Source organism: Micromonospora deserti (genome assembly GCF_003236335.1).
In the GTDB taxonomy this organism is placed as follows: domain Bacteria; phylum Actinomycetota; class Actinomycetes; order Mycobacteriales; family Micromonosporaceae; genus Micromonospora; species Micromonospora deserti.
Map to the genome: position 1 here is coordinate 1 of NZ_POUB01000027.1, position 21,483 is coordinate 21,483.

At 71.3% G+C, this 21,483-nt stretch carries 22 protein-coding genes and 1 pseudogene; 15 read left to right on the plus strand and 8 right to left on the minus strand.

Translation table 11 applies throughout. From position 1 onward, the window contains the following. The coding region (locus tag C1I99_RS06695) for a hypothetical protein (protein WP_199562015.1) at window positions 1-325 on the minus strand (325 nt) is incomplete at its 3' end. A gap of 148 nt (window positions 326-473) precedes the next feature. On the opposite strand from C1I99_RS06695, the gene C1I99_RS06700 reads away from it, so the two are divergent. Both C1I99_RS06700 and C1I99_RS06705 read left to right on the plus strand, forming a co-directional pair. Next, entirely contained in the window at window positions 474-1,268 is a 795-nt protein-coding gene (locus C1I99_RS06700) for a maleylpyruvate isomerase family mycothiol-dependent enzyme (RefSeq protein WP_233512371.1), read from the plus strand. A 180-nt stretch (window positions 1,269-1,448) separates the two neighbouring features. Then, the gene (locus C1I99_RS06705) at window positions 1,449-1,766 is read left to right on the plus strand and encodes a hypothetical protein (RefSeq protein ID WP_146603908.1); all 318 of its coding nucleotides are present in this window, start codon (window positions 1,449-1,451) and stop codon (window positions 1,764-1,766) included. Between the two features lie 191 nt (window positions 1,767-1,957). Here C1I99_RS06705 and C1I99_RS06710 read toward each other — a convergent pair whose 3' ends face one another. Beyond that, a complete protein-coding gene (locus tag C1I99_RS06710) occupies window positions 1,958-2,632 on the minus strand; it encodes a hypothetical protein (RefSeq protein WP_111133336.1) in 675 nt (224 codons plus the stop codon). A gap of 549 nt (window positions 2,633-3,181) precedes the next feature. On the opposite strand from C1I99_RS06710, the gene C1I99_RS06715 reads away from it, so the two are divergent. Next, the gene (locus C1I99_RS06715; protein WP_111133337.1) at window positions 3,182-4,285 is read left to right on the plus strand and encodes a PQQ-dependent sugar dehydrogenase; all 1,104 of its coding nucleotides are present in this window, start codon (window positions 3,182-3,184) and stop codon (window positions 4,283-4,285) included. 321 nt (window positions 4,286-4,606) lie between these two features. Here C1I99_RS06715 and C1I99_RS06720 read toward each other — a convergent pair whose 3' ends face one another. After that, on the minus strand, window positions 4,607-5,206 hold the full coding sequence (locus C1I99_RS06720; protein WP_111133366.1) for a sulfite oxidase-like oxidoreductase: 600 nt from the start codon (window positions 5,204-5,206) through the stop codon (window positions 4,607-4,609). 379 nt (window positions 5,207-5,585) lie between these two features. Here C1I99_RS06720 and C1I99_RS06725 point away from each other — a divergent pair, with 379 nt between their 5' ends. The 6 genes from C1I99_RS06725 to C1I99_RS06750 all read left to right on the plus strand — a co-directional run bounded on the left by C1I99_RS06725 (window position 5,586) and on the right by C1I99_RS06750 (window position 10,360). Further along, window positions 5,586-6,125: an RNA polymerase sigma factor gene (locus C1I99_RS06725; protein ID WP_111133367.1), complete on the plus strand. Its 540-nt coding sequence runs from the start codon at window positions 5,586-5,588 to the stop codon at window positions 6,123-6,125. Continuing rightward, window positions 6,122-7,030 (plus strand): anti-sigma factor family protein, encoded by a 909-nt coding sequence (locus C1I99_RS06730; RefSeq protein ID WP_111133338.1) that lies wholly within the window; start codon window positions 6,122-6,124, stop codon window positions 7,028-7,030. The genes C1I99_RS06725 and C1I99_RS06730 overlap by 4 nt, the downstream gene beginning before the upstream one ends. Further along, window positions 7,017-7,847 (plus strand): ABC transporter ATP-binding protein, encoded by an 831-nt coding sequence (locus C1I99_RS06735; RefSeq protein WP_111133339.1) that lies wholly within the window; start codon window positions 7,017-7,019, stop codon window positions 7,845-7,847. Before C1I99_RS06730 ends, C1I99_RS06735 begins: the two co-directional genes overlap by 14 nt. Next, the gene (locus C1I99_RS06740; RefSeq protein WP_111133340.1) at window positions 7,844-9,151 is read left to right on the plus strand and encodes a hypothetical protein; all 1,308 of its coding nucleotides are present in this window, start codon (window positions 7,844-7,846) and stop codon (window positions 9,149-9,151) included. Before C1I99_RS06735 ends, C1I99_RS06740 begins: the two co-directional genes overlap by 4 nt. Then, complete coding sequence (locus C1I99_RS06745; RefSeq protein WP_146603909.1) at window positions 9,151-9,744, plus strand: hypothetical protein; 594 nt, start codon at window positions 9,151-9,153, stop codon at window positions 9,742-9,744. The genes C1I99_RS06740 and C1I99_RS06745 overlap by 1 nt, the downstream gene beginning before the upstream one ends. A gap of 175 nt (window positions 9,745-9,919) precedes the next feature. Next, window positions 9,920-10,360, plus strand: a complete 441-nt coding sequence (locus tag C1I99_RS06750; RefSeq protein WP_111133342.1) for a hypothetical protein — start codon at window positions 9,920-9,922, stop codon at window positions 10,358-10,360. A gap of 127 nt (window positions 10,361-10,487) precedes the next feature. Here the strand turns inward: C1I99_RS06750 and C1I99_RS06755 are convergent, their stop codons facing one another. Then, window positions 10,488-10,862: a 3-hydroxybutyrate oligomer hydrolase family protein gene (locus C1I99_RS06755; protein WP_111133343.1), complete on the minus strand. Its 375-nt coding sequence runs from the start codon at window positions 10,860-10,862 to the stop codon at window positions 10,488-10,490. A 120-nt stretch (window positions 10,863-10,982) separates the two neighbouring features. After that, complete coding sequence (locus tag C1I99_RS06760; RefSeq protein WP_111133344.1) at window positions 10,983-11,609, minus strand: hypothetical protein; 627 nt, start codon at window positions 11,607-11,609, stop codon at window positions 10,983-10,985. Window positions 11,610-11,832: 223 nt separating this feature from the next. Here C1I99_RS06760 and C1I99_RS06765 point away from each other — a divergent pair, with 223 nt between their 5' ends. The 4 genes and pseudogenes from C1I99_RS06765 to C1I99_RS06780 all read left to right on the plus strand — a co-directional run bounded on the left by C1I99_RS06765 (window position 11,833) and on the right by C1I99_RS06780 (window position 15,048). Then, the gene (locus C1I99_RS06765; RefSeq protein ID WP_111133345.1) at window positions 11,833-13,014 is read left to right on the plus strand and encodes a sensor histidine kinase; all 1,182 of its coding nucleotides are present in this window, start codon (window positions 11,833-11,835) and stop codon (window positions 13,012-13,014) included. Then, on the plus strand, window positions 13,011-13,688 hold the full coding sequence (locus C1I99_RS06770) for a response regulator (RefSeq protein WP_111133346.1): 678 nt from the start codon (window positions 13,011-13,013) through the stop codon (window positions 13,686-13,688). Before C1I99_RS06765 ends, C1I99_RS06770 begins: the two co-directional genes overlap by 4 nt. Window positions 13,689-13,714: 26 nt before the next feature. Then, a pseudogene (locus tag C1I99_RS06775) lies at window positions 13,715-14,091 on the plus strand (transposase family protein); the annotation flags it as partial. A 189-nt stretch (window positions 14,092-14,280) separates the two neighbouring features. Beyond that, entirely contained in the window at window positions 14,281-15,048 is a 768-nt protein-coding gene (locus tag C1I99_RS06780) for a sulfite exporter TauE/SafE family protein (protein ID WP_199562016.1), read from the plus strand. A 129-nt stretch (window positions 15,049-15,177) separates the two neighbouring features. On the opposite strand, the gene C1I99_RS06785 is transcribed toward C1I99_RS06780, so the two are convergent. After that, window positions 15,178-15,393: a hypothetical protein gene (locus C1I99_RS06785; protein WP_111133347.1), complete on the minus strand. Its 216-nt coding sequence runs from the start codon at window positions 15,391-15,393 to the stop codon at window positions 15,178-15,180. 69 nt (window positions 15,394-15,462) lie between these two features. On the opposite strand from C1I99_RS06785, the gene C1I99_RS06790 reads away from it, so the two are divergent. Further along, complete coding sequence (locus C1I99_RS06790; RefSeq protein WP_233512373.1) at window positions 15,463-16,245, plus strand: protein phosphatase 2C domain-containing protein; 783 nt, start codon at window positions 15,463-15,465, stop codon at window positions 16,243-16,245. Between the two features lie 81 nt (window positions 16,246-16,326). Here C1I99_RS06790 and C1I99_RS06795 read toward each other — a convergent pair whose 3' ends face one another. Further along, window positions 16,327-17,316, minus strand: coding sequence for a DMT family transporter (locus tag C1I99_RS06795; protein WP_111133349.1), 990 nt, complete (start codon window positions 17,314-17,316; stop codon window positions 16,327-16,329). Here C1I99_RS06795 and C1I99_RS06800 point away from each other — a divergent pair. Further along, a complete protein-coding gene (locus C1I99_RS06800; RefSeq protein ID WP_111133350.1) occupies window positions 17,315-18,724 on the plus strand; it encodes an aminotransferase-like domain-containing protein in 1,410 nt (469 codons plus the stop codon). The two genes, C1I99_RS06795 and C1I99_RS06800, sit on opposite strands and share 2 nt — an antisense overlap. Window positions 18,725-18,730: 6 nt before the next feature. Here C1I99_RS06800 and C1I99_RS06805 read toward each other — a convergent pair whose 3' ends face one another. Next, window positions 18,731-21,385 carry an AAA family ATPase gene (locus tag C1I99_RS06805; protein ID WP_111133351.1) on the minus strand — a complete coding sequence of 885 codons (2,655 nt, stop codon included), beginning with the start codon at window positions 21,383-21,385 and terminating at the stop codon, window positions 18,731-18,733. Window positions 21,386-21,483 lie beyond the last annotated feature (98 nt).

The window sequence follows — 21,483 nt, forward strand, 5'->3', positions numbered from 1 at the left end:
GGTTGAGGGTGGGTAGGGCCTGCGCGACCCGGCGCAGTGCGAGGCTCGCCAGGGCCGGTGACGCCGGCCCGTCCACCCGCCAGGGCTCGACGCCGGGGAGTGGCTGGAGCAGCCCGGCGACCATCCGCTGCGCCTGCCCGACCGGCAGCGCGCCGTTGTCGTCCAGCAGCTCACCCAGGGCGAGCAGCGCCTGATCGGCCTGTGCCGCGCGTTCCCCGTTGTCGGGCCGCGTCGGTCCCTGCTCGGCGGTGCAGGCGGCGACCGCCGTGAGGAGCGCGGTGAGCAGGACCGGGACGAGGCGACCTCGGCGGTGACGTCGGGACAAGGAGACCTCCGCGTGTTGTTCCTCGGGCCGGTGAAGCACCTGTCGTGGCGGGCGGGCCGTCCGACCCGGTGGAGCGCGGGTGCGCTCGTCGATGGTACGAGCAGTGGGGCGACAATGGCAGCAGCGGACTGCGTGTGGGTGCAGCGGTGTGCGCCCGGCCGAGCGGGCGATGGAAGCAGTCCGGCACGTGCAGGCGAACCGGCTGGCGACGTGTAATGCTTCGTCGGCCGCGCCACCGATGAGTTCGCCGGCGGGGCGGATCTGGTGCCAGCGACACTCAAACCCCGGAGGTTCCATGTCCGACGTCCTGACTCGCCAGGCCCTGTGGGCTGCTGCGCACGCCGAGCGCGCCGCCCTCGCCGACGACCTCGCCGCACTCGACACGACGCAGTGGGCGCAGCGATCGCTGTGCGGTCGGTGGACGGTGGAAGAGGTCGTCGCCCACCTGACGGCCGCGGCGAGCGTCGGCCCGTTGCGCTGGACGGCCAGTGTGCTGGGCGCCCGGTTCGACTTCGACCTGCACAACGATCGGCGTCTCGCCGAGCATCGAGGCGCGACCCCGGACGAGACTCTTGAGCGATTCCGGCGCGTCGTCGGCAGCACGACGTCGACGTTCGGCCCGACCGAGGCGTGGCTCGGTGAGGTGGTCGTGCACGCCCAGGACATCCGGCGTCCCCTCGGGATCGAGCGCACGCCCTCGATCGAGGCCGTCACGCCCGTCGCCCGCTTCTACGCCCGGCGTGACTTCACGGTCGCCGGCCGCAGCACTATCGACGGCCTGCGTGTCGAGGCGATCGACGGGCCCTTCGCCACCGGGGCCGGCCCCCTGGTCAGCGGCACAACCCTGGCGCTGACCATGGTGATGGCCGGCCGAGGCGTCTACTGCGACGACCTCACCGGCCCCGGTGTGTCCACCCTGCGCGAGCGGTGCGCCTCAGCCTGACCCCGGCCCTTCTCGCCATCATCTGCGCCTACCACGAACCGAGCTGCGTGTGGTGTGGCTGGCCGGGCGCGAGGGCCGGCTGTATGCCCGTCGGGGTGCTCCCCGGCGGCGGGCGGCCGGAGCCGGCCGGCGTCTGACGCTCCGGTTCACTGATCGGCTTGTCGTCACTCTGGCTCATCTGTGACTTGGGTGCCGCACGAGGCCCTGGCGGTGGCGTTCGGGGTGGACGACGCCGCGGCCGCCCGGGCACCGCTGGACGGCGCCTACCGGAATCGGGTGTCCTCGCTGTGCCGGCTGATCGACGCGGTCGACTTCGAGATGGACGCGGTCGCGAGCGCGGAGCAGAAGGCGCGCGCCCTGCGGGTCGTCGCCGACCATGCCGCCGCTGGGCGGTTGGCCCTCACCTACGAGACCACGCCGCTCACCGCCGCCGCCGAGGCCTGGTTGCGGCAGGCTGACCCGGGCCACAAGCCGGATCGTGCTGCCCCCGGAACATAGGCGAACGGCCGCGGCACTGGAGCGACGCGCCGCCGGCGATCCGGGGGATGCCGTCCTCCGCCCTGGGCGGGTCGTGCGCGACCGTGCGGTCATGGTCGGGTGGGTAGCGGCTACGCGCCGACGGCAACCCCTCGCATGGGCCACTGGCAGGCCACCCGGACGCCCAGCCTTAGAGCCACAATCCCCGACGGTTAGCTGCCGGTGCCCTCCTGGGCGCCGTCGGGGGTGAACGCGCCGCTGCCGGGAGAGGTGTCGAGGTATACGTGCTGGTGACCGTGGCCGGCGTCGATGTTGATCTGGTCGAGTTGGGCGGCGGCGACCGACCAGGTGGCGGCGGCCTGCGTGGCTTGGCGGGTGGCCAGGTCGGTCAGGGCGGCTCGCTGGGCGGGTGGTGCGGTGAGGGCGAGCAGGTAGGTGTCGACGGCCAGGGCGGCCTGGTCCACGGCGGCGCGGAGGCCTCCGCGTGCCACGTTGGTGGCGGTGGTGCCCGACGGCGGGTCGGCGAAAGCCTGCGTGGCGTGCTGGATTGCCTGCTGCCACTGTCGGAGCTGGCCGGCCTCCGGCTGCGGGGCGCCAGCGGGGGCGGTGAAGGCGCTGAGAATTGGCGACAGTTCCTCGCGCAGCCTGCGCGCCGTGGTGGTCAGGTCGCTGATCTGCTGGGTGTCTCGCCGTGCCTCGACGGCGCGCATCTCGGCGATGGCGCTCGTGGTGTCGTCCGGCCGGCCCGTGGCATAGCCGGTGGCGCCGGCGAGCACCGCGACCGCGAGCCCGACCGCCACCACGACGGCGGCGAAACGGCTCGTGTGCGGGCGGCGCGTGTCCGGGCGGGGGAGTAAGTAGGAGGGCCTGCCGGTACGGCGCGTCACGGCAATCTCCTCACATGAGTCGGCGGGACCGTGGTCGCAGCGTAGCCACTTTCTACAGATCCGTCGATAGAACGCGATCCGCAGCCGGAACTTCTGTCAGTGTGGGCAGAAGCCGCCTGGACCGCGCCTGCGCCGCCGCCAGCGATTGCCCGAATGCGGCACCGGTCAGCCGGTCTGCTCGGTGTCAATGGACGGGCGACACGGCCGGCTGTCAGGCGACAGCGGGAAGGCCGGACGTGTGGGCGAGGGCGGCGGCCTCTGATCCAGCCTGGCGCTGACGGTCGCGGCCATAGGGGTGTTGTTGGTGGTGCGCTTCGCGACCCGTGGCCCTGACACGACGGTAGCGGCGGTTGCCAGTGAATGGGTATTGGGGCGCAGGGTCACACTCCATAGCGCGAGGAGCGTATCGAGGGCGTATCTGTGCCTGTCGCCGCGGTGACGATTCCGAGACGGCGGATGTGGACTCTGGTGCCAGGCTCGCCTCCTCCTATGTGGGGCGCGCGGCGCCGGTGCCAGCCGGCGTGTGTCGAGAAGGCCCAGGGGTGCGCCATGAGAAGACGGAGTGTTGTCGCCGGTATCGCCCTCGCCGTTGGCCTCGGCGTCGCCGGGCCGCCCGCCGCGGCGACCGCTCGCGGGCGCGGGGGCCGCGGCGGATCCGGCTGGTGGGAATTTGACTTCACCCGGCCGGAGGTCGTCGCCACCGGCCTCGAAGTGCCGTGGGGGCTGGCCTTCCTGCCCGATGGCAGCGCGCTCGTCGCCGAGCGGAACAGCGGGCGCGTCCTGCGGGTACGCCGAGGGTCGCCTCCCCAGCAGGTCGCGCAGATCTCCGGCGTCTCCGCGATAGGCGAGTCCGGGCTGCTCGGGCTGGCCGTCTCGCCGCGCTACCGCTTCGACCGCTACGTGTACGCCTACTTCACCTCGAACGTTGACAACCGCATCGTTCGATTCCGGCTCACCGCGCCGCAGGTCCAGCAGCCGATCCTCACCGGGCTCGCCCGGGCCAGCACCCACGATGGCGGACGCATCGCTTTCGGGCCCGATGGAATGCTCTACGCGGGCGTCGGCGATGCCGCCCAGCCAGCCACCGCACAGGACCGGCAGAGCCGTAACGGAAAGATTCTGCGGATGCGGCCCGACGGCAGCGCGCCCCGAAGCAATCCGATCCCCGGATCGCTGGTGTACAGCCTCGGCCATCGCAATGTGCAGGGCCTGGCCTGGGACTGGCGGGACCGGCTCTACGCGACCGAGTTCGGTGCGAGCAGCTGGGACGAGGTCAACCTCATCGTGCCGGGCGGCAACTACGGCTGGCCGGTGGTGGAGGGGGTGGCCAACGACCCACGGTTCCGTGACCCGATCGTGACGTGGCGGCCCGCCGAGGCGTCGCCCAGTGGCGCGGCGATCGTGGGCAGGACTCTCTACGTCGCGGCCCTGCGTGGAGCCCGGCTGTGGGTCGTACCGCTCGACCGGAGCGGCGGCGCAGGCACGCCCACGGCGCAGCTCGTCGGAACGTATGGCCGGCTGCGTACGGTCGTGCACGCACCGGACGGCTCGCTGTGGGTCACGACCAGCAACCGCGACGGGCGGGGCACTCCCGCGGCCGACGACGACCTGATCCTGCGGTTTCCGCCGATTCGTGACTGGTGGTGGTGGTGAGGCTGGCGCCGCCCGGGCCCACGAGAGTCTCGCCATGACGGGCATGCGGGCGGAGCCTCACCTGATCCCACCGGGCGCGTGCTCGCTCCGAGCACGCGCCCCGCGCGTCCATACGTCTACGGGAATCGAACTTTGGATGTCGTCTGGCCCGCGCTGGCGGTTGAACGAGCGCAAGGGTGCGCACGGGGCGTCCTACCCCTGGTGCGTGGTCCGCCGGAAGGGGTATCCGCGACGTACGGCACCGAGCGGCTCCCGACACAGTCAGGGTCAGCCGCCCAACCCGCCGCCTCGGCCTCCGTGATACGGCCGGTCGCCTGGCCCTCAGTCTCCCTGGTACCGCTGCTCACGCCAAGGGTCCCCGTAGTCGTGGTACCCGCCGCTCTCCCAGAAGCCCGGCTCCTCCTCGAACAGCAGTTGGATGCCGCGGACCCACTTGGCCGACTTCCAGAAGTACAGGTGCGGAACAAGCAGCCGGGCCGGGCCGCCGTGCTCGGGCGCCAGGTCCTCACCGTCGTACCGGTACGCCACCCACGCCTTCCCGTCGAGCAGATCCTCCAGCGGCAGGTTGGTGGTGTACCCGCCGTACGAGCCCACCAGTGCGAAGTCAGCCGCCGTTTCCACCTCCTCGAACAGCGTGTCGAGCGAGACCCCATGCCAGTTCGTACCGAGCTTCGACCACTTCGTGACGCAGTGGATGTCGACGGTGACCGTCTCCGCGGGCAGCGCGAGCAGGTCCGTCCAGGACCACCGGTGTTCGGTTCCCGCCTCGGTCGTGATGGTGAACTCCCACCCCTCCAGCGGGATACGCGGCGTCGGACCCGCCGACAGCACCGGAAAGTCCTCGGTCAGGTACTGCCCCGGCGGCAGCCTCGCATCCGGCGACCGCCGCCGTCCGGTGAACCCGGGAGAGACAATTCCCATGCGCTGTTCGTACACCATCAACGCCCGCCGTTCCATGTTCCGTTAGCGAACCGGTCGTCCGGCAACCGCGTGATGGCGGAGGACACCCTGCGGTATGCCATGCTTCGGTCCTGGCGGCGCCCGGAGGCGCGGACGTCGGACGGTGGTTTGAGACGCCCGGGGCTGTTCACCATGGCCCCCGATCGCGCTACCAACCTGATGCGGGCGAGGTAGTCGGGTGGACCGGTCCGGGCGGCTGCGTGACCGCGACGTGCGCCAGGGCCGCCGGCAGCCTCCATCCCCATCCCAGCCGAGGCAGCCCGTCAGGCAGCCGGCTGCGGCAGTGGCCGAAAAGCCGAACCACGCGACGTCGAGCGCCGTCAGACAGGGCGTGAAGGACATGCACGGACTCGACGACGCGGCCCTGCTGCGGCGCTCGGCACGAGGTGATGCCGCGGCCTTCGGCGTTCTCTACGACCGCTTGGCGCCGATGGTCCTCCTGCGATTACGCGGCCGATGCTCCGACCGAGAGCTCGTCGCGGATGTGCTTCAGGACGCGTTCGCAGCCGTCTGGCGGTCGGCGGATCAGTGGACGGGCCGTGGCGACGTGGCCGGGTGGGTCTGGACCATCGCGGCTCGGCGACTGGTCGACGTCTATCGCCAGCGCGCCGTGCGCTCCTCGGCTGTGGAGCGCAACGCGGCGGTCACCGTGGAGACGTTCGCCCCGTCGGCCGAGGCCGTGGTGCTCGACGAGGTGCTCAATGGTGGCCTGGAGGCGGCACTCCGCCGGCTGTCGCCCGAACTGCTCGAGGTGTTGCGGGCGACGGTGCTCGACGGGCTCAGCACCCGGGAGACCGCCGCATTGCTCGGTGTTCCCGAAGGAACGGTCAAAGCGCGGGCCTTCCGGGCCCGCTCCATGTTGAGGCAGGCACTGGCATGAACGATCGACGGGAACCCTGTGCGGGCACCGGGACCTGGCATGCGTCACCGGTACTGCTCGCCGCCTACGCCGCGGGCCGGGCCCATGGTGCCGACGTGTGGTCGGTGGAGGCGCACCTCATCGCCTGTCCGCAGTGCCGGGCGGAACTGGCCGCCGTGCTCGAGCCAACTGACCAGGAACTGCTCGGGAACATTCGGGACAGCGTCGTCACGGCACTACCCCAACGCAGGACCGCCCGGATCCGGCGCGGCGTCGGGTGGCTCCGGTGGGTTCTGCGGCCCGGAACACTGATCGCGGTGGGCGTGGCGGTTCTCGGCGCCACGGCTCTCGATCTCGTCGCGGGCGTAGGCGACCGGGACGGCGGCGTGCTCTGGTTGCTCGCGCCGGCAATACCCCTCACCGGCGTGGCTCTGGCGGCGGTGGGCGAGGAGGATCCCTGCTGGGAGGCGATCCTCGCGGCACCCTCTGCGCTGCTGCGGCTCGTTCTGTGGCGCACGATCGCCGTCCTGATGTTCGCCGTGCCACTCGCCTCGGTGGCCGGGGGCCTGCGGGTGGCCGTCGCTGGCCAGTCCGGTTGGAACGCCGCGTGGCTTCTGCCGTGCCTGGCGTTGACCTCCGCGACGCTGGCCGGCGGCGCGTTCATCGGCGTGGAACGCGCCGCCCGATGCGTCGGGCTGCTGTGGTGCGCCGCGACTCTGGGCCCACCGCTGGTCCGCACCGGCGGTGACGCGCTGGCCGCGGTACGGCTGGCCGCGGCGCCACTGGCGGAAACGCCGGCGTTCGCGGCCACGGCACAGGTCGGATGGGCGTTGGTCACCCTGTTTTTCGTCGCCGTGGTGGTCCTCACCCGCGGCCGCTACGAAGTCGGTCATCACACCAAGGGAGTCACCCATGACGTCATCTGATCCACGGTCACCTGCGTCGGCTGCGGTGGACGACCCAACGATCCGGCTGAGCCGTCTCAGCGTGCGGTACGGCCGGGGGCGTAGCGCACGTACGGCCCTCGACAGCGTCGACCTCGATCTGAACACCGGGGTACATGGTCTGTTGGGGCCTAACGGCGCCGGCAAGACGACCCTGATGAGGGTTCTGGCCACCATTCTGTCGGCGACCTCCGGCGAGGTCAGGCTGCTCGGTCGTGACGTGCGGCACGAACGTGACCGGCGGCAGATCAGGCGGCAGCTGGGTTACCTCCCGCAGGCGTTCGGGTCGTACCCGCGGTTCACCGTGCGTGAGTTCGTCGGGTACTTCGCCTGGCTGAAGGAGGTTCCGTCACGCCGGGCCGCCGCCGCGGTGGATCGGGCGATCGAGCGGGTCGGGTTGGCCGATCGAGCGGACACCCGGATGAAGTCGCTCTCCGGAGGCATGTTGCGTCGTGCCGGCCTGGCACAGGCTTTGGTCAACGATCCCGACGTGCTGTTGCTCGACGAGCCTACTGTCGGACTGGACCCGGAGCAGCGCATCAGCTTCCGGCGTCTGCTGCGCGAGGTCGGCGCGGACACCACCGTATTGATCAGTACGCACATCGTCGACGACGTCGCCGCCATCTGCCATCAGGCCGTCCTCGTCCGCGAAGGCCGCGTCGTCCTGCGCACCCACCCCTCACAACTTGAGCGGCTGGGCGAGTCCATCGGATCCACGCAGGACGGGACATCGGCACTGGAACGCGGATACACGGCCGCGCTGCACGGTCGCGACGTACCGTCGGGGGTGGCTCAGTGATCGCCCGGGTCGTGAACCTCGAACTGCGCCGTGGGGCCGGACTGATCCTGTTCGTCGGCCTCGCCGCCGTGGGCCTGCTGATGACGGCCATGGCCGGATTGCCCTCGGACCGGACTGGTGCCTGGTCGAGCAGCGGACCCGGCATCGTCTCGTGGCTCAACACCACCGGGCTGGTGCTGGGTCCGCTCGCTGCGGCTGGCGGAGCCTGGGTGGGCGGCCGGGATCGACGGCTGGGCGTCGGGGAGTTGCTCGCCGCAGTCCCGAAGCCGCGATGGCAGCGCGATATGGCGTCGTTCGGCGCGCTCCTCGCCGCCGTCATCGGGGGACTGCTGGTGGTCGCAGCGGTGGTAACGGCGACCGTCCTACCGGCGATCACGTACGTCGGCGGGCGATGGCAGGTGTCCGCGATTCTGGTGAGCCTCGGCTGGATTGCCTGCCTGGCCATCGGTTTCGCTCTGGGCCGGCTGGTGCCGCACCGATGGACCGCTCCCGTCGTCGCATTGATCGTCTACCTGCTCAACGGAATACCGACATACCTGGACAACGGAGTGGCGCAGCTGGCCCTTGTCTCGAACCTGCCGTCCGGGGACGGCCAGCGCTTGCGCCTCAGTGTGGCTGCGGTCGCCATCGTCTGGCTGGTGGGCCTGACGTCATCCGCCTTCCTCGCCGGCAGTGCGCGTCGTCATCACTGGGCACTGGTACCGGCCGTGCTGGCTGTCGTGGCCGCGACGCAGCTGGCTCCCTTGCCGGTGCAGTGGAATGGCAATTCCTACTCGGCTACTTGGACGGAGCCGGACCCGGATGCGATGTCGCGGGTCTGTTCCACCGACGAACCGAAGGTCTGCCTGAACGCCGTGCACGCCTCGCTCCTGCCGGACGTCACCGAGCTGGTTCGGCCCATCCTCGCCGAACTGCCGCCCGGTAGTGTCGCCGCGGAACAAGGCACCGAGCATCCCGCCGAACGGCCGGCCACCGCGCCCGGCGAGTTCGCCATCCCCTTCCTGGAAGGGCGGACCAAGCTGTTCACGGCCGACGTGCGAGATCCGGAAGGGCTACGCGCCGAGCTGGCGGATAGTTTCCTCCGCGTCTGGTGCTCGGACCAGACCCCGGCCGTCGCCCGCGCGTACGGCATCGCGACCGCCCTGGTGCTCGGCCGGCAGGCCGCAGGGGAGGGCGCAGAGAGCCATGATCGGGTGACCGCTCGGCTGGAGCGGGACCCGTCGGCGCGGCGTGCCTGGCTGGCGGACTATCTCGACGCGGGACGGACGTGCGACCTGTCGGCATTCGCCGAGCTGGTGAGCTGATGAGCGCCGGGATTCGTGGTTATCTGGTGGACCGGGGAGGATGGTCCGTGCCGGTTGCCGTGCTGGCAGTGGCGGCCGCTGTTGTTGGAGCCGCCGTCGAGCTCGCCTCTCACGATTCACTGGTGGGATGGTGGGTACCGGTGGCCGTGTTGGCGCCGCTGCTGGCGGCGATCCTGCTGACCCGCACCCTGGCGGGCACGGATGTGCTTCTCGAGCGTTCGATGCCGAGGTTGACGCAAGGCCGGCGGATGGTACACGCGTCGATGGCGATGATGCTGTGCTGTCTGCCGCTGACGGTGGCCGGAGCCGCCGTGCTGGAGGCCGCGGCCACGTTGGCCATGCTGCGAAACGCGTTGGGCCTCTGCGGCATGGTGCTGTTGTCGGCAACGGTGATCCGGGTCCAGGCCGCGTGGATGCCCATACTCGGATACGGCCTGTTGTCCATGGCGACCGCCCCCCGGGACACCGCGAGAGGCGCGGCGTGGTGGGCGTGGACGGTGCAGCCCGGCCGGCCGAACGTCTCCTGGGTGGTGGCTGGGTTCCTCGTGGTGGCCGGGGTGACGGCGTACGTGCGCCGGGGACCGGCAGCTTGAGCGGTCGGCTTCCCACAGGGTTGGGCCAGTACCGCCCGGGGCTGGTGCGCCCAGGGGAGGGGCCCCGGTGGTCATTGAGCGTACGAGCAATCCCCGGGTGTTGGCCGCCGGTCCTTGTGCGGACGGTAGTAGCGGGGCATGGTTTTTCCTATCACGACTCTGCTGGAGGTGCCTCGTGGCGGTGGAGATCCTCACGCCGGTGCCGGTGGCGGACCTGATCGCCCGGCGGCGGCACGGCCGGTACTACGCCACCGACGGCTATCTCAGTTCCGACGAGGTGGCGCACGCCTGGCCGGTCGTCTGGCACTACGACACGGTGGTCCGAGCCAACGGGGTGGACACCAAACGGGCATCCGCGACCGGCACGTACGGCACGACGACCTGGACCGAGTACCGCGCCGGGGACGTGCAGCGGGTCGCCGACGCGATTGCCGACGGTACGGCGGTGCTCGAACCCGGTTGGCGCCGGGACACCGAGCAGGGCCAGGAATTGCTGCACCAGGCGAGGCGGGAGGAGCGCCGGCGGCGTGCGCGGGCGTTGGCGTTCCGCAGCGCGGCGAGCCTGCTCGTCGTGCTGGCGTGTCTCGGATTTGTAGTGTTCGCCGCGACTCACTGACCAGGCCCCGCCGTCACGCCGTGAGATCGCGCCACAGCGGGACGAACGGGGGTGATGATCTGCTAGTGCGGATGCGCAGCCGATAGCTTCATCACGCCGAGCTCTTGCAGGGCGCCCAACTCCCACACTAATCAACGAGCAAGAGGATCGGGCTGACCGGGAACGCATCCGCCGGATCGAGGCCGAGGCGATGCGGCGGGCAGACATGCGGCGGGGACGTGCCGTACCGCGTCCACCGGACCATCGCGTCGAGCGCCTCCTGGAAGCACCCCTGCATTGGGCATACCAGGGTGGGTTGGAGGGCGACCCGTCCATCGGTGTGCGTGCCGCCCCCGATCCGGAAGTACCGGTGTCTGTCGCCCCGGCCGGACCGCTTGACCATCGCGGCGTACAGGTCGGAGGCTCTGCTGATCGGCACGAGCACGTCCAGCGTGCCGTGGATGGTGATCAGCGGTCGGCCGATCCGCCCGGTCAGAGAGACGCGGTCGACCGCCCGATGCACCGCTCGGGGACGGGAGGCGTAGTCGTAGTCGGTGTCGCAGCCTTTCCCCGTGCCCTCTGGGCTAAACGGTGTGCAATGCGAGAGCGCCGAGGGGCCCGGTGGTGCGCATGAATGTGCCCCTCATCGGTTGACCGGTGTGTGGTCGGTGTGCGGGAAGAGCGATGCGGCCGGCGGCCCCCCGGCAGTAGGCGGCGTCGACATCCAGATCGCCGTGCAGAGCCAGATCAGCGACGCGCCGGCGAGGACATGGACGGCGCTGATGACCGGGGAGTCGGGCAGCGGCGCGAGCAGCGCCAGGAGCGTGAAGGCGACGCCGTACCCGGCCGCCGCGACCCGGGGGAGCACCCGGGCCCGGAGCATCGACACGGCGAACATGACCGTGCCGGCGACGAAGACCACGGCGCTGCCCAGCACCGCGACGCCGCTCGGGCCGTCCAGCACGTCGTCGGCGACGGCCTCGTCGAGGTAGTAGAGGACCATGTTGAGGGCGAACGCCACGCCGGCGAACAGGCCGAGGCCGATCATGTTCACGGCGTACGCAACCGCGCCGAACCGCCCTGTGGCGGCCCGCTGGCGCAGGTAGAGCGCGGTCAGCGCGGGCCCCCCGAAGGCCGCGCCGACACCGATGACGAAGCTGGTTGCGGCCGTCTCCCCGATGAACGCCTCCACCAACCCCGGCACAGCGGTGGACAGGCCCAGGACCACCCCGCAGGCGGCCCCGAAGCGCAGGAGCCAGGACGTCGACATAGGCAGAACCTTCCTTTCGTACGCAGATGAGGGGACCGTAGTTTCGGGCGATCACGTCCCGTAAGTGCCGGCCGGCCACACCTCGCGGGTCGGTTCACAGCCCGGTGCCGGGCCGGGTTGGCCGAACGGCACGTGCGGAACGGCCAAAGAACCGGCCGACCGTGGTCCGGATCGCGCGGCCGGCCGTAGCCTGCTGTCCAGGAAGCGGTGGAAGGAGTACCGGATGGACCGGCCCCGGCGCCCCGTCCCGTGGGCGGTGGCCGTGGTGTACGGCGCCGTGCTCGCTGGCGGCGGGTACTGGTCCCTGATCGGAGAGGCCGGCGAGCGACCGGCCCACCTCGCCGGCTTCGTGGCCGTACTGGCGCTGCTGTTCGGAGTCGAGGCTGTGCACTGGCGCCGTTACCCGGTCACGATGCCGCCCGGCCCGGCCGCCGCGCTGCTCGCCGCACGGTTCGCGCTTTTCGTTGCGGCGGCGCTGCTCGACGGCTCGGGCACCTCGCGGGCGCTGTTCGTCCTGGTGCCGTTCGTGGCGTACTTCGCGTTCGGCCGCGCGGTGAGCGTCGCGCTGGCCGGCATCTGCCTCGCGCTCATCGCCGTCGCCTTCACGGTGTCCACACCCGACTGGTACCGCGACGCGGAGTACGTGTCGGACCTGCTCATGTTCTCCATTGGCTTGGTGCTCGCGGTCTGCATGGCGGCGGTGGCCATCGCCGAACGGGATGCCCGTGCCCGCCTCGAACGCACGCTGGACCGGGTCGCGGAGCTCTCCGCGGCGACGGAGCGCAACCGGGTGGCCCGGGACATCCACGACAGCCTCGGCCACCACCTCACCGCGATCGCTATCCAGCTGGAGAAGGCGTCGACTTTCAGCGACCGAGACCCTGCGCTGGCTGCGCAGGCGCTGCGCGACGCCCGCGCTTCGGCCAAAGACGCCCTGACCGAGGTACGCCGGTCGGTGCACACGCTGCGCGACGGGACGCCCCCGTTCTCGCTGCCCAACGCCCTCACCGACCTGGCGCGCAGCGCCGATGGCGGAGAGCCGGCGGTCACCGTCACCGTCATCGGCGAGCCGAACAGCTATGAACCCGCCTCGCTCGCCGCGCTCTACCGCGCCGCCCAGGAGGGCGTGACCAACGCCCGACGCCACGCCCAGGCGGCGACGGTGACCGTCTCGGCCGCGTTCGACGAGGCGGGCGCGCGGCTCACCGTGGCCGACGACGGCCGGGGCTTCCCGGCCGCCCAGGCCGGGTCCGCCGCCGAGGGCTTCGGCCTGCTCGGCATGCGCGAACGGGTGCAACTGCTCGGCGGGCAGATCAGCATCGACAGCCTGCCGGGCGCCGGTACCGTCATCACCGTGACCATCCCGCGCACGACCGCCGCGTCCGTCGTCCGGAGGCCGGCGTGACCGAAAGCGACCCGGTGCGCGTTCTGGTCGTCGACGACCAGCAGTTGGTCCGGGAGGGCATCGCGTCGCTGCTGGACATCCAGTCGGGCGTCACGGTGGTTGGCACCGCGCCCGATGGCAAGGCCGCCGTCAACGCGGCGATCGAACTGCAGCCGCACGTGGTGCTCATGGACGTCCGGATGCCGGAGATGGACGGGGTCGAGGCCGCCGCGATCCTGCACCGGCGGGCGCCGCAGATCCGCGTGATCATGCTGACCACGTTCGACGACGAGGAGTACGTTCTCCAGGCGCTGCACGCGGGAGCCATCGGCTACCTGCTCAAGGACCTGCCCGCAGCCGACCTCGCCCAGGCGGTGCGGTTAGCCAACGCTGGCGTCGCGCAACTCGACTCCTCCATCACCGCCAGCCTGGCCGCCGCCCTGGCCAGTGGTGGAGCCCGGTTCGTCGCGCCGCCACCCGCACCACGCCCAGACGAGGTGCTGACCGCCCGAGAGATCGACATCCTCGGCCTCGTCGCGACCGGCTCGACCAACCGGGAAATAGCTAGCCGCCTGTTCCTGAGCGAGGGCACGGTGAAGAACCACATCTCCCGCATCCTCGGCCGTCTCAGCCTCCGCGACCGCACCCAGGCCGCTCTGTACGCCCGCGACCACGGGCTGCTACCGGACCGCTGAGCGGAGGGCGGCCAGGGCAGACAGTCTGGTTCGACAACCACTGGATCGTCGACTCGACCCCGGTGCCGTGCGGGATGTCCCGTCCGACCGTGCAGCGTTCCGACCTGGCCGGATGGGCCGGCTACGGCTACTGCGCGAGCTGGGCATCGAGCTGCTGCGACCGTCCCCGAAAGCGGGAGAAGCCCGCTACGGCGAGCCGATGCTCAAGATGGTCCGCCAGCTGATCGAGTCGGTCAACGACACCCTCAAGGGCCAGCTCCACCTGGAAGAACACGGTGGGCGGACCTTCGAGGGCGTCGCGGTCCGCGTCGCCCAACGCATCTTGGCCATGGCCACCGCGATCTGGCACAACAACAAGGCCGGCGCACCCGTCCCCCGATCACTAGTCGCCTACGACCACTGATCAACTCGTCTTGGGTCGGGCGGTCCGCTCGCCCGGCAGAACGGTTCGCGGCCGAGGCGTGATCTTCAACGCACGGCGATGGGATCCCGCGGAGCTGGCACCTATGCTGGCGCCCGCATCTGGTACCGAGGTAACCGGGTGGCGGCGACCCGCGGGCGTCGACCGGCCCGGGGAGAGCGCGGGCACAATATGGACGCAACGCTGGATGCTGCCGAAGGGCTGGCAGTGCTGGCCGCTGGGGCCGCGGCGGGCGCGATCAACGCGGTGGTGGGGTCGGGCACGCTTGTGACCTTCCCGGTGTTGCTGGCCCTGGGATATCCGCCGGTGGTGGCGAACGTGTCGAACACGGTAGGGCTGGTGCCGGGATCGTTCTCCGGGGCGTATGCCTATCGCAAGGATCTGGCGGGACATGGCTGGCTGCTGCTGCGGCTGGGCATCGCCGCCGTGCTCGGCGGAGTCACCGGAGGCGTACTGCTGCTGTGCCTGCCCCCTGGCGCATTTCGCGCCATCGTCCCGGCGCTGATCGGCATGGCGCTGGTGCTGGTGGTGCTGCAGCCGCGGCTGGCTCGGGCGCTGGCCGGCCGGCGCGACGAGGACGGCCGACGGGCCGGAGCGCTGCTGCTCCTTGGCGTGTTCGGCACTGGGACGTACGGCGGCTACTTCGGCGCCGCCCAAGGGGTGCTGCTGCTGGGGCTGCTCGGGGTGCTGCTCTCCACAGACCTGCGCTGGGTCAATGGGGTGAAGAATTTGCTTGCGGGCTTGGTGAACGGGGTGGCGGCAGCGTTGTTCCTCGCCCTGGGGACGGTCGCGTGGCAGCCGGCGTTGCTGATCGCGGCGGGATCCGTGGTGGGTGGCCTGATCGGCGGCCGCTGGGGACGCCGGCTGCCGCCGACGGCGCTGCGCGCCGTGATCGTGGTCGTTGGACTGGCTGCCCTGGTAAAGCTGCTGCTGGCCTGACCCCCGGGCGGCGTCAACAGAGTATCGAGGCCTTGCCACACAACACGATCTTGGACGCTCTCTCTTCATGCCCGGGTCGACCATCTGGACCATGAACCCGCTGATCACTGCCCAGGACTGCGCGAGTCGCTACTCGCCGGCGAACACCCCGCGCCCGCCGTACCCGCCGCCGTGCCGATCGAGGAGAACTCCGAGCAAGGACTTCCTGCCCCGAAATGAAGGCTGCTCGGCGCCGAAGTCGGGCGTGCGCCCCGTCTTCCGCGTGTACTCGCTCACGAACTTCGCGACGAGGGCGCGGATGGTGGCGAGGACTTCCGGGGGTGGGCCGGTCGGTGACCGCGACACCGGGCGGCGGCGGTTGTATGGTCGACGCCTTGATCGGCGGGAGGGCGGCGGCAGGACATGCGGGTGACGATGACGAGCGTCGCGGCACGGACCGGCCGCGCGAATGAGGACTTCACCGGCGCCGTACCGACGGCAGCGGTGCTGATCGACGGCGCCGGCATCCCCGGCATCGAATCGATCTGCCGGCACGGCGTAGCCTGGTACGCCAGCCGCCTGGGAGGCAGCCTCCTCAGCCTCTTGTCGCTCGTGCGGGACCGCAGCCTGTCGGCGCTGCTCGCCGAGGCCATCGAGCAGGTGACGGACGATCACCGGGACACCTGCGACGTCGCCGACCCCATCAGTCCGTCAGCGACCGTGGCCATCCTGCGCCTGTCCGACGGCCTCATCGAGCACCTGGTGCTCGGTGACTCGGTCCTCGTGCTCGACAGAGCAGACGCTGCGCCGCTCGTCGTCTCCGATCCCCGGGAGGTGATCATCAGCCGGTCGTACCGGTCCGCGCTCGAGGCCGCTGCCGAGGGTAGCGACGAGTACCACCAAGTCCTGCGAGACTTGCGCGCCAACCGGAACCAGCCGGGCGGCTTCTGGCTGGCCAAGGACGACCCGCGGGCGGCGGACGAGGCCATCACCGGAAGCTGTCCGACCTCGGAGCTGACCGGTGCCGCCCTGCTCAGCAATGGAGCCAGCCGCATCGTGGACCGGTTCCGGCTCGCCGACTGGCCAGGGGTCATGGCCGTCCTAGCGTCGAGCGGACCCGCCGAGATCATCCATCGTGTCCGGCAGGCGGAGGCGCGCCACGCGGTGGCGGCGGACGATGCGACGATCGCACACTGTACCGACCTCGGCGAGGCCTGACCGTCGCCAGCGGAGCCTGCCGGCCGCCTGGCGTGGCATGCAGGGTGGTGCCCGATCGGCGGGAGCCAGAAGAGGGCGCTATCAGTCGACATCCGGTGGACTGGTTCGAAGGTACGCGGGTGGAGGTGCGTCCGGGTTGGCGAGTTCGTGGGTGGGGCTCTCAGCCGTGGCTGGTCTGCTGTTGCGGGCGCGTTGGGTGACGACGACGCAGGAGAGGACGAGTAGCGCGGCGCCGACTGCCGGGAGGGTGACCGGTTCGTTGAGGAGCAGGACCGACCAGCCTAGGGTGAGGACCGGCTGGACGAGTTGGATCTGACCCACGTGTGCGATGCCGCCTCGGGCCAGCCCGGCGTACCAGGCGAAGAAGCCGAGGAACATCGACACGACGGTGACGTACCCGAAGCCGAGCCAGGCGGCGGTGTCGGCGTTCGGGGGCTGGGCGAGGACCGCGATGGCGGTGATCGGCGCAGTTGCCGGTAAGGACAGGATGAGGGCCCAGCAGATCGTGCGTGCGCCGCCGAGATCTTGGGCCAGCGCGCCTCCCTCGGCGTATCCGAGGCCACAGAGTAATACGGCCACGAGGAGGAACAGGTCAGCGGGTTCAACCGCACCCGAGGCGCGGCCAACGGTTCCGAGGAAGATGAGCACCGCGGCGAGGCCGGTACCGCTGGCGGCCCAGAACATCGGTGGCGGACGTTCCCCGGCGCGTAGGACCGCGAACACGGCGGTGACAGCCGGTAGCACGGCGATGACCACCGCGCCGTGGGCCGCTGTTTGCGTCGTGAGGGCGAGTGAGGTGAACAGCGGGAAACCGACCACTACGCCAGTGGCGACAACGGCGAGCCGTCTCCACTGCACGGCGGTGGGCCGTGGAGCCCGAACCAGGCGGAGGTATGCCCAGGCCAGCAACCCGGCGCCTACCGCGCGGCCGAAGGCGACGAGCCACGGGTCCAGCTCGTCGACCGCGACCTGGGTCGCGGGTAGCGACATGCTGAAGGCGAGGACGCCCAGCCCGCCTAGGGCGCTACCCGTTACCCGGCTGCCGATAGTAGCGTTACTGTGTACCTTCATGAATGACAGTAACGCAGGCGATCGTGTTATCCAAGATCTACGAAACGTGGCTTCCACCGCTGCCCCTGGCATGCGCCTGCCGTCAGTACGGCAGCTGACCGCACGCCATCACGCCTCACCGGTGACCGTGGCGCGGGCAATCCGCCGGCTGGTCGCCGAAGGCCTGATCGAGGCGAGACCAGGCAGGGGCACCTTCGTGGCTAAGCCCCCGGACCATCGCCCGCCACCACCCGATCTGTCCTGGCAAGCCATAGCGCTGGGCCCCCGGCCTCCCGGCGAGGAGGCCATGCAGGCCCTTCTCGCCCTTCCCCGCCCCGACGCGATTCCCCTGTCCAGCGGCTACCTCGACCCTGACCTGCAACCCGCCACCGCGCTCGGCGCCGCCCTGGCCCGCGCCGCCCGGCACCCGACGTCGTGGCAACGCGGCCCGGTCCAGGGTCGGGAGGACCTGCGCGCCTGGTTCGCCCGCGAGGCCGGTGGCGCCCTACACGCCGACGACATGGTGATTTGCCCGGGAGGGCAGGCTGCCCTGTCCACCGCGTTCCGCGCGCTCGCCGCGCCCGGCGAGCCGGTCGTGATGGAATCACCCACCTACCTCGGCGCACTGGCGGCAGCCCGAGCCGCAGGTCTGCGCGTGGTGCCCGTACCCGCCGACGCCGACGGTGTCCGGCCGGACCTGCTCGCCGCGGCCCTGACCCGCAGCGGCGCACGGCTCTTCTACTGCCAACCCCTGTACGCCAATCCACACGGTGCAACGCTCGCCGAGCACCGGCGTGCCGCTGTGGCCGATGCGGTCCGGGCGGCCGGAGCGTTCCTCTTGGAGGACGACGTTGCCCGTGACCTGAGCATCGACGGCACTCCGCCGTCACCCCTGGTCGCCAACGACCCGGATGGGCACGTGGTCTACCTGCGGTCATTGACGAAATCGGCCGCTCCCGGCTTACGGGTAGCCGCCATCGGCGCCCGTGGCGCCGCCGGCGCCCGGCTGCGCTCAGCCCGGACACTCGACGACTTCTTCGTCGCCGGACCTCTGCAGCAGGCCGCGCTCGACTTCCTCACCTCGCCCGCCTGGACGCGACACCGACGCACCCTGCGCGCAGCTCTGCACAGCCGCCGCGAGGCTCTGCTCGCCGCCCTGCACCGTCACCTGCCAGCCCTTCTTCCGCCTACCGTGCCCCGCGGCGGACTGCACCTCTGGGTCCGCCTACCCCACGACCTCGACGACCTCGAACTCGCCACCGCGGCAGCTGCTGAACACGTCGTGGTTTTTCCCGGACGCCCCTGGTACGCCGCCGAGCCGCAAGCCCCCCACCTCCGCCTCACCTACGCCGCCGCACCACCCGTACTCCTCGACGAAGGCATACGCCGGCTCGCCCGCGCCGTCGCCGCCCTGCGTAACCGTCCCTAACCACTTTCAGGGCGACGGGCTGAGCGACAGCGCGGCACGCAGCTCCGTGCGGCCGGCCACGCCCAGCTTGGCGTACGCGCGGTACAGGTGGTTCTCGACCGTCCGTTCGGACAGGTGCAGCCGGGACGCGAGCGCTCGGGTGGTCTCGCCCTTCGCCGCGGCCACGGCGATCTCGCGCTCTCGCTCCGTGAGGTCCTCGGTCGGACCGTCGAGCCGCAGCGCTGGTGTGACCGCATCTTCGCATTCGGCGAGCAGGGCGGCGGCGAGGAGCCGGGCCCGTCTGCCGGCTCGCCCGTCGCCCGCCGCGTGCCAGCTGGCTGAGGCCATTCTCGCCGCCTCCGCCCCGTGCAGCGGCATGCCAAGCGCGGCGAACTCCCGCGCCAGCTCCAGCAGCGTGGCGGCGTCGCCGTGGCTGGCGGCGCTGGCGTAGGCCACGGTGAGCCGGCCAAGCTCCCAGCTGCCGGGGGGCGGGTACGTGGCGAGCAGTTTCGCCGCCAGCGCTGGCTCGCCCAGCCGGACGAGGTCCAGGGCGCCGAGGGTACTGGGACCGAGCGCGCCGAGTCGGCCGTGGCGCGTGATCTCCCCGGCGAGTACGTGACGCGCGCCGGCAGGGTCACCCGTGGCTGCCGCGTGCCACGCCTGCCCTCGCGCCACCTCAAGGTCGAATATCTGGATCGCGTACGGGCCGCCGGTGTTTCGGTCGAGATCCGTCGCGGCCTCGGCGATCTCCTTGGGGTTGCCGAGCTGGGAGGCCGCCTGTAGCCGCAGCGAGCCGGCAACGCGGCCCGCTTCCTTGAGGTGCAGCTCACCGGCCGCGAGACGGGCCTCCTTTGCCCAGCGCAGCGCGGTGAGCGGCCGGCCGCGCTGCAGGGCGATCTTGGCCAGGGAGAACGCTGCCAGCGCTTGGCCGACCGGGGCTGTCGGATGCAGGCTCGCCTCGTACGTCGCCATGGCGTCCTCGGTGGCGCCGACCGGATCTGGCAGGTCGGCGCGCATCCAGCCCAGCGCCACCGGCATGCTGTCGGCGTGGATGTGGCTCAGCCCGGTGTGCCGGGCGGCGAGCGGCAGAGCCTCCTGGACAAGCGCTGAACACTCCGCATAGCGGCCGGTAAGCATGAGCGCTCCCGCCGCGGCAGCGGCGGCGGCGAGTCGGGCGTCGACGGACCTGGCGTTGCGGAAGGCGGCCAACGCCGGTGCCAGCACCGTGCAGTCGAGCTGGTACGTACGCAGGTACAGCCGGAACACGCCCAGTTGCTCGCGGCAGTCCGGGTCTGTCACGACGACCTCGTCCACAACGGTGAGCCCGGCGCGCACGTCGTCGGTGCCGTGCGCCAGCAGCGCGGCGTGTTGTACGGCGACCGCAACCCGCTCGGGGTCGTCCACCGCCACCTGCCGGAGTTCGGTGCAGAGTCGTAGCGCCTCGTCGAGCCGGCCGAGCTGGAACAGCGCCCGTACGGCGGTCAGGCCGGCTGCCACCCGGCCACCCGCCTCGTACGCGCGCCGGGCAAGCCGTTCGGCCAGGTCGTACTCGCGCACCTGAGCCGCCTCGCCCGCCGCGTCGAGCATCAGCGCGGCGTCGAGGGTGCCGCCCGCTTCGAGCCGCCACAGCGCCACCCGCATGAGCTCCTCGCGCGTGCCCTCCAGCGCGTCCGCGAGCTGCCGGGCATACCGCAGCCGCGCGACTTCCGGCGTGCCGGCGCGCAGGAGTTCGCCGTAGAGCGGATGCGCGAGCCGCACCATGCGGCAGCCGCGGGCGGCGGTGACCGTAACCAGTCTCCGTCGCTCCAGCGACTCCAGGGTTGAGTCGCCCACCAGCGCGGTCGCCGCTCGCAACTCCAACGGTTCGCCGAACGCCATGATTTCCAGCGCGTCGCGTTCGGCCGGGTCGGTGGTGGCCAGGCGGTCCCGGAGCAGTTCGGTCAGGCGCGGCGACGCGCCTAGCGGCCCCGTCAGCCGCCAGACGCCGTCGACCTCGGTAAGCAGGCCGGCCTCCCGGGCGGAGGTCAGCAACTCGCGGAGGAAGAGCGGATTACCCGCGGCGGTTTCCCGGAACCGGTGCAGGGTGCGCCCCTCGACGGGGCCACCGAGCATCGCACCGATGAGGGCGTCGGCGTCCTGTCGGGGTAGCGCGCCCAGGTCCACCCGGGCGGCATCGCCGTCCTTCCAGAGGGCGGTCACTGCGTCAGACGTCGGCTTGTCGCTCCGTACGGTGGCCAGCACCGTGAGGGTCCCCTCGGCGACGGCGTGGTAGACGGCCGTCGCCGAGGCGTCATCGAGCAGGTGTGCGTCGTCGAGCCACAGCACCACTCGCCCACGGGGGTGTTCGGCGGCGCGCCGCCGTAACGCGTCGAGTGCGCGCTGCACCGGGCCCAGGTTCCAGCTGCCGCTGTCCGGGTCGCCCTCGCTCTGCAACGTCAGCAGGCCGGCGAGCGCGGCGAGCGGCAGGCTCGTGGCGGAGGCGGAGGTACGCGCGGCGAAGATCGCCCAGCCATGTGCGCCGAGGCGAGAGGTCGCCTCCTGAGCCAGCCTGGTCTTGCCCACCCCCGCCGGCCCGACAATGACGACCCCACGCCGGTGCCCGGCGTGCAGCGCCGCGACTGTCGCCTCCAGCTCCGTCGCGCGACCCACCAGCGGCGGGTCGTCCACCGCCCCATGATTCACGGGCTACAGGGTGACAGAGCGGTGCACGCCGTCGAACACGGGCGTCCCCGGTCACTGAGTGGCCACCGCACCACAGTTGAGTACCGCGGTACTCATGC

What these genes read in the sequence shown, in the direction of transcription:
- C1I99_RS06715 (WP_111133337.1), top strand. Translation starts at nt 3,182, where the DNA reads ATGAGAAGACGGAGTGTTGTCGCCGGTATCGCCCTCGCCGTTGGCCTC.
- C1I99_RS06720 (WP_111133366.1), bottom strand. Translation starts at nt 5,206, where the DNA reads ATGGGAATTGTCTCTCCCGGGTTCACCGGACGGCGGCGGTCGCCGGAT.
- C1I99_RS06725 (WP_111133367.1), top strand. Translation starts at nt 5,586, where the DNA reads ATGCACGGACTCGACGACGCGGCCCTGCTGCGGCGCTCGGCACGAGGT.
- C1I99_RS06730 (WP_111133338.1), top strand. Translation starts at nt 6,122, where the DNA reads ATGAACGATCGACGGGAACCCTGTGCGGGCACCGGGACCTGGCATGCG.
- C1I99_RS06735 (WP_111133339.1), top strand. Translation starts at nt 7,017, where the DNA reads ATGACGTCATCTGATCCACGGTCACCTGCGTCGGCTGCGGTGGACGAC.
- C1I99_RS06745 (WP_146603909.1), top strand. Translation starts at nt 9,151, where the DNA reads ATGAGCGCCGGGATTCGTGGTTATCTGGTGGACCGGGGAGGATGGTCC.
- C1I99_RS06760 (WP_111133344.1), bottom strand. Translation starts at nt 11,609, where the DNA reads ATGTCGACGTCCTGGCTCCTGCGCTTCGGGGCCGCCTGCGGGGTGGTC.
- C1I99_RS06765 (WP_111133345.1), top strand. Translation starts at nt 11,833, where the DNA reads ATGGACCGGCCCCGGCGCCCCGTCCCGTGGGCGGTGGCCGTGGTGTAC.
- C1I99_RS06780 (WP_199562016.1), top strand. Translation starts at nt 14,281, where the DNA reads ATGGACGCAACGCTGGATGCTGCCGAAGGGCTGGCAGTGCTGGCCGCT.
- C1I99_RS06790 (WP_233512373.1), top strand. Translation starts at nt 15,463, where the DNA reads ATGACGAGCGTCGCGGCACGGACCGGCCGCGCGAATGAGGACTTCACC.
- C1I99_RS06800 (WP_111133350.1), top strand. Translation starts at nt 17,315, where the DNA reads ATGAATGACAGTAACGCAGGCGATCGTGTTATCCAAGATCTACGAAAC.
- C1I99_RS06795 (WP_111133349.1), bottom strand. Translation starts at nt 17,316, where the DNA reads ATGAAGGTACACAGTAACGCTACTATCGGCAGCCGGGTAACGGGTAGC.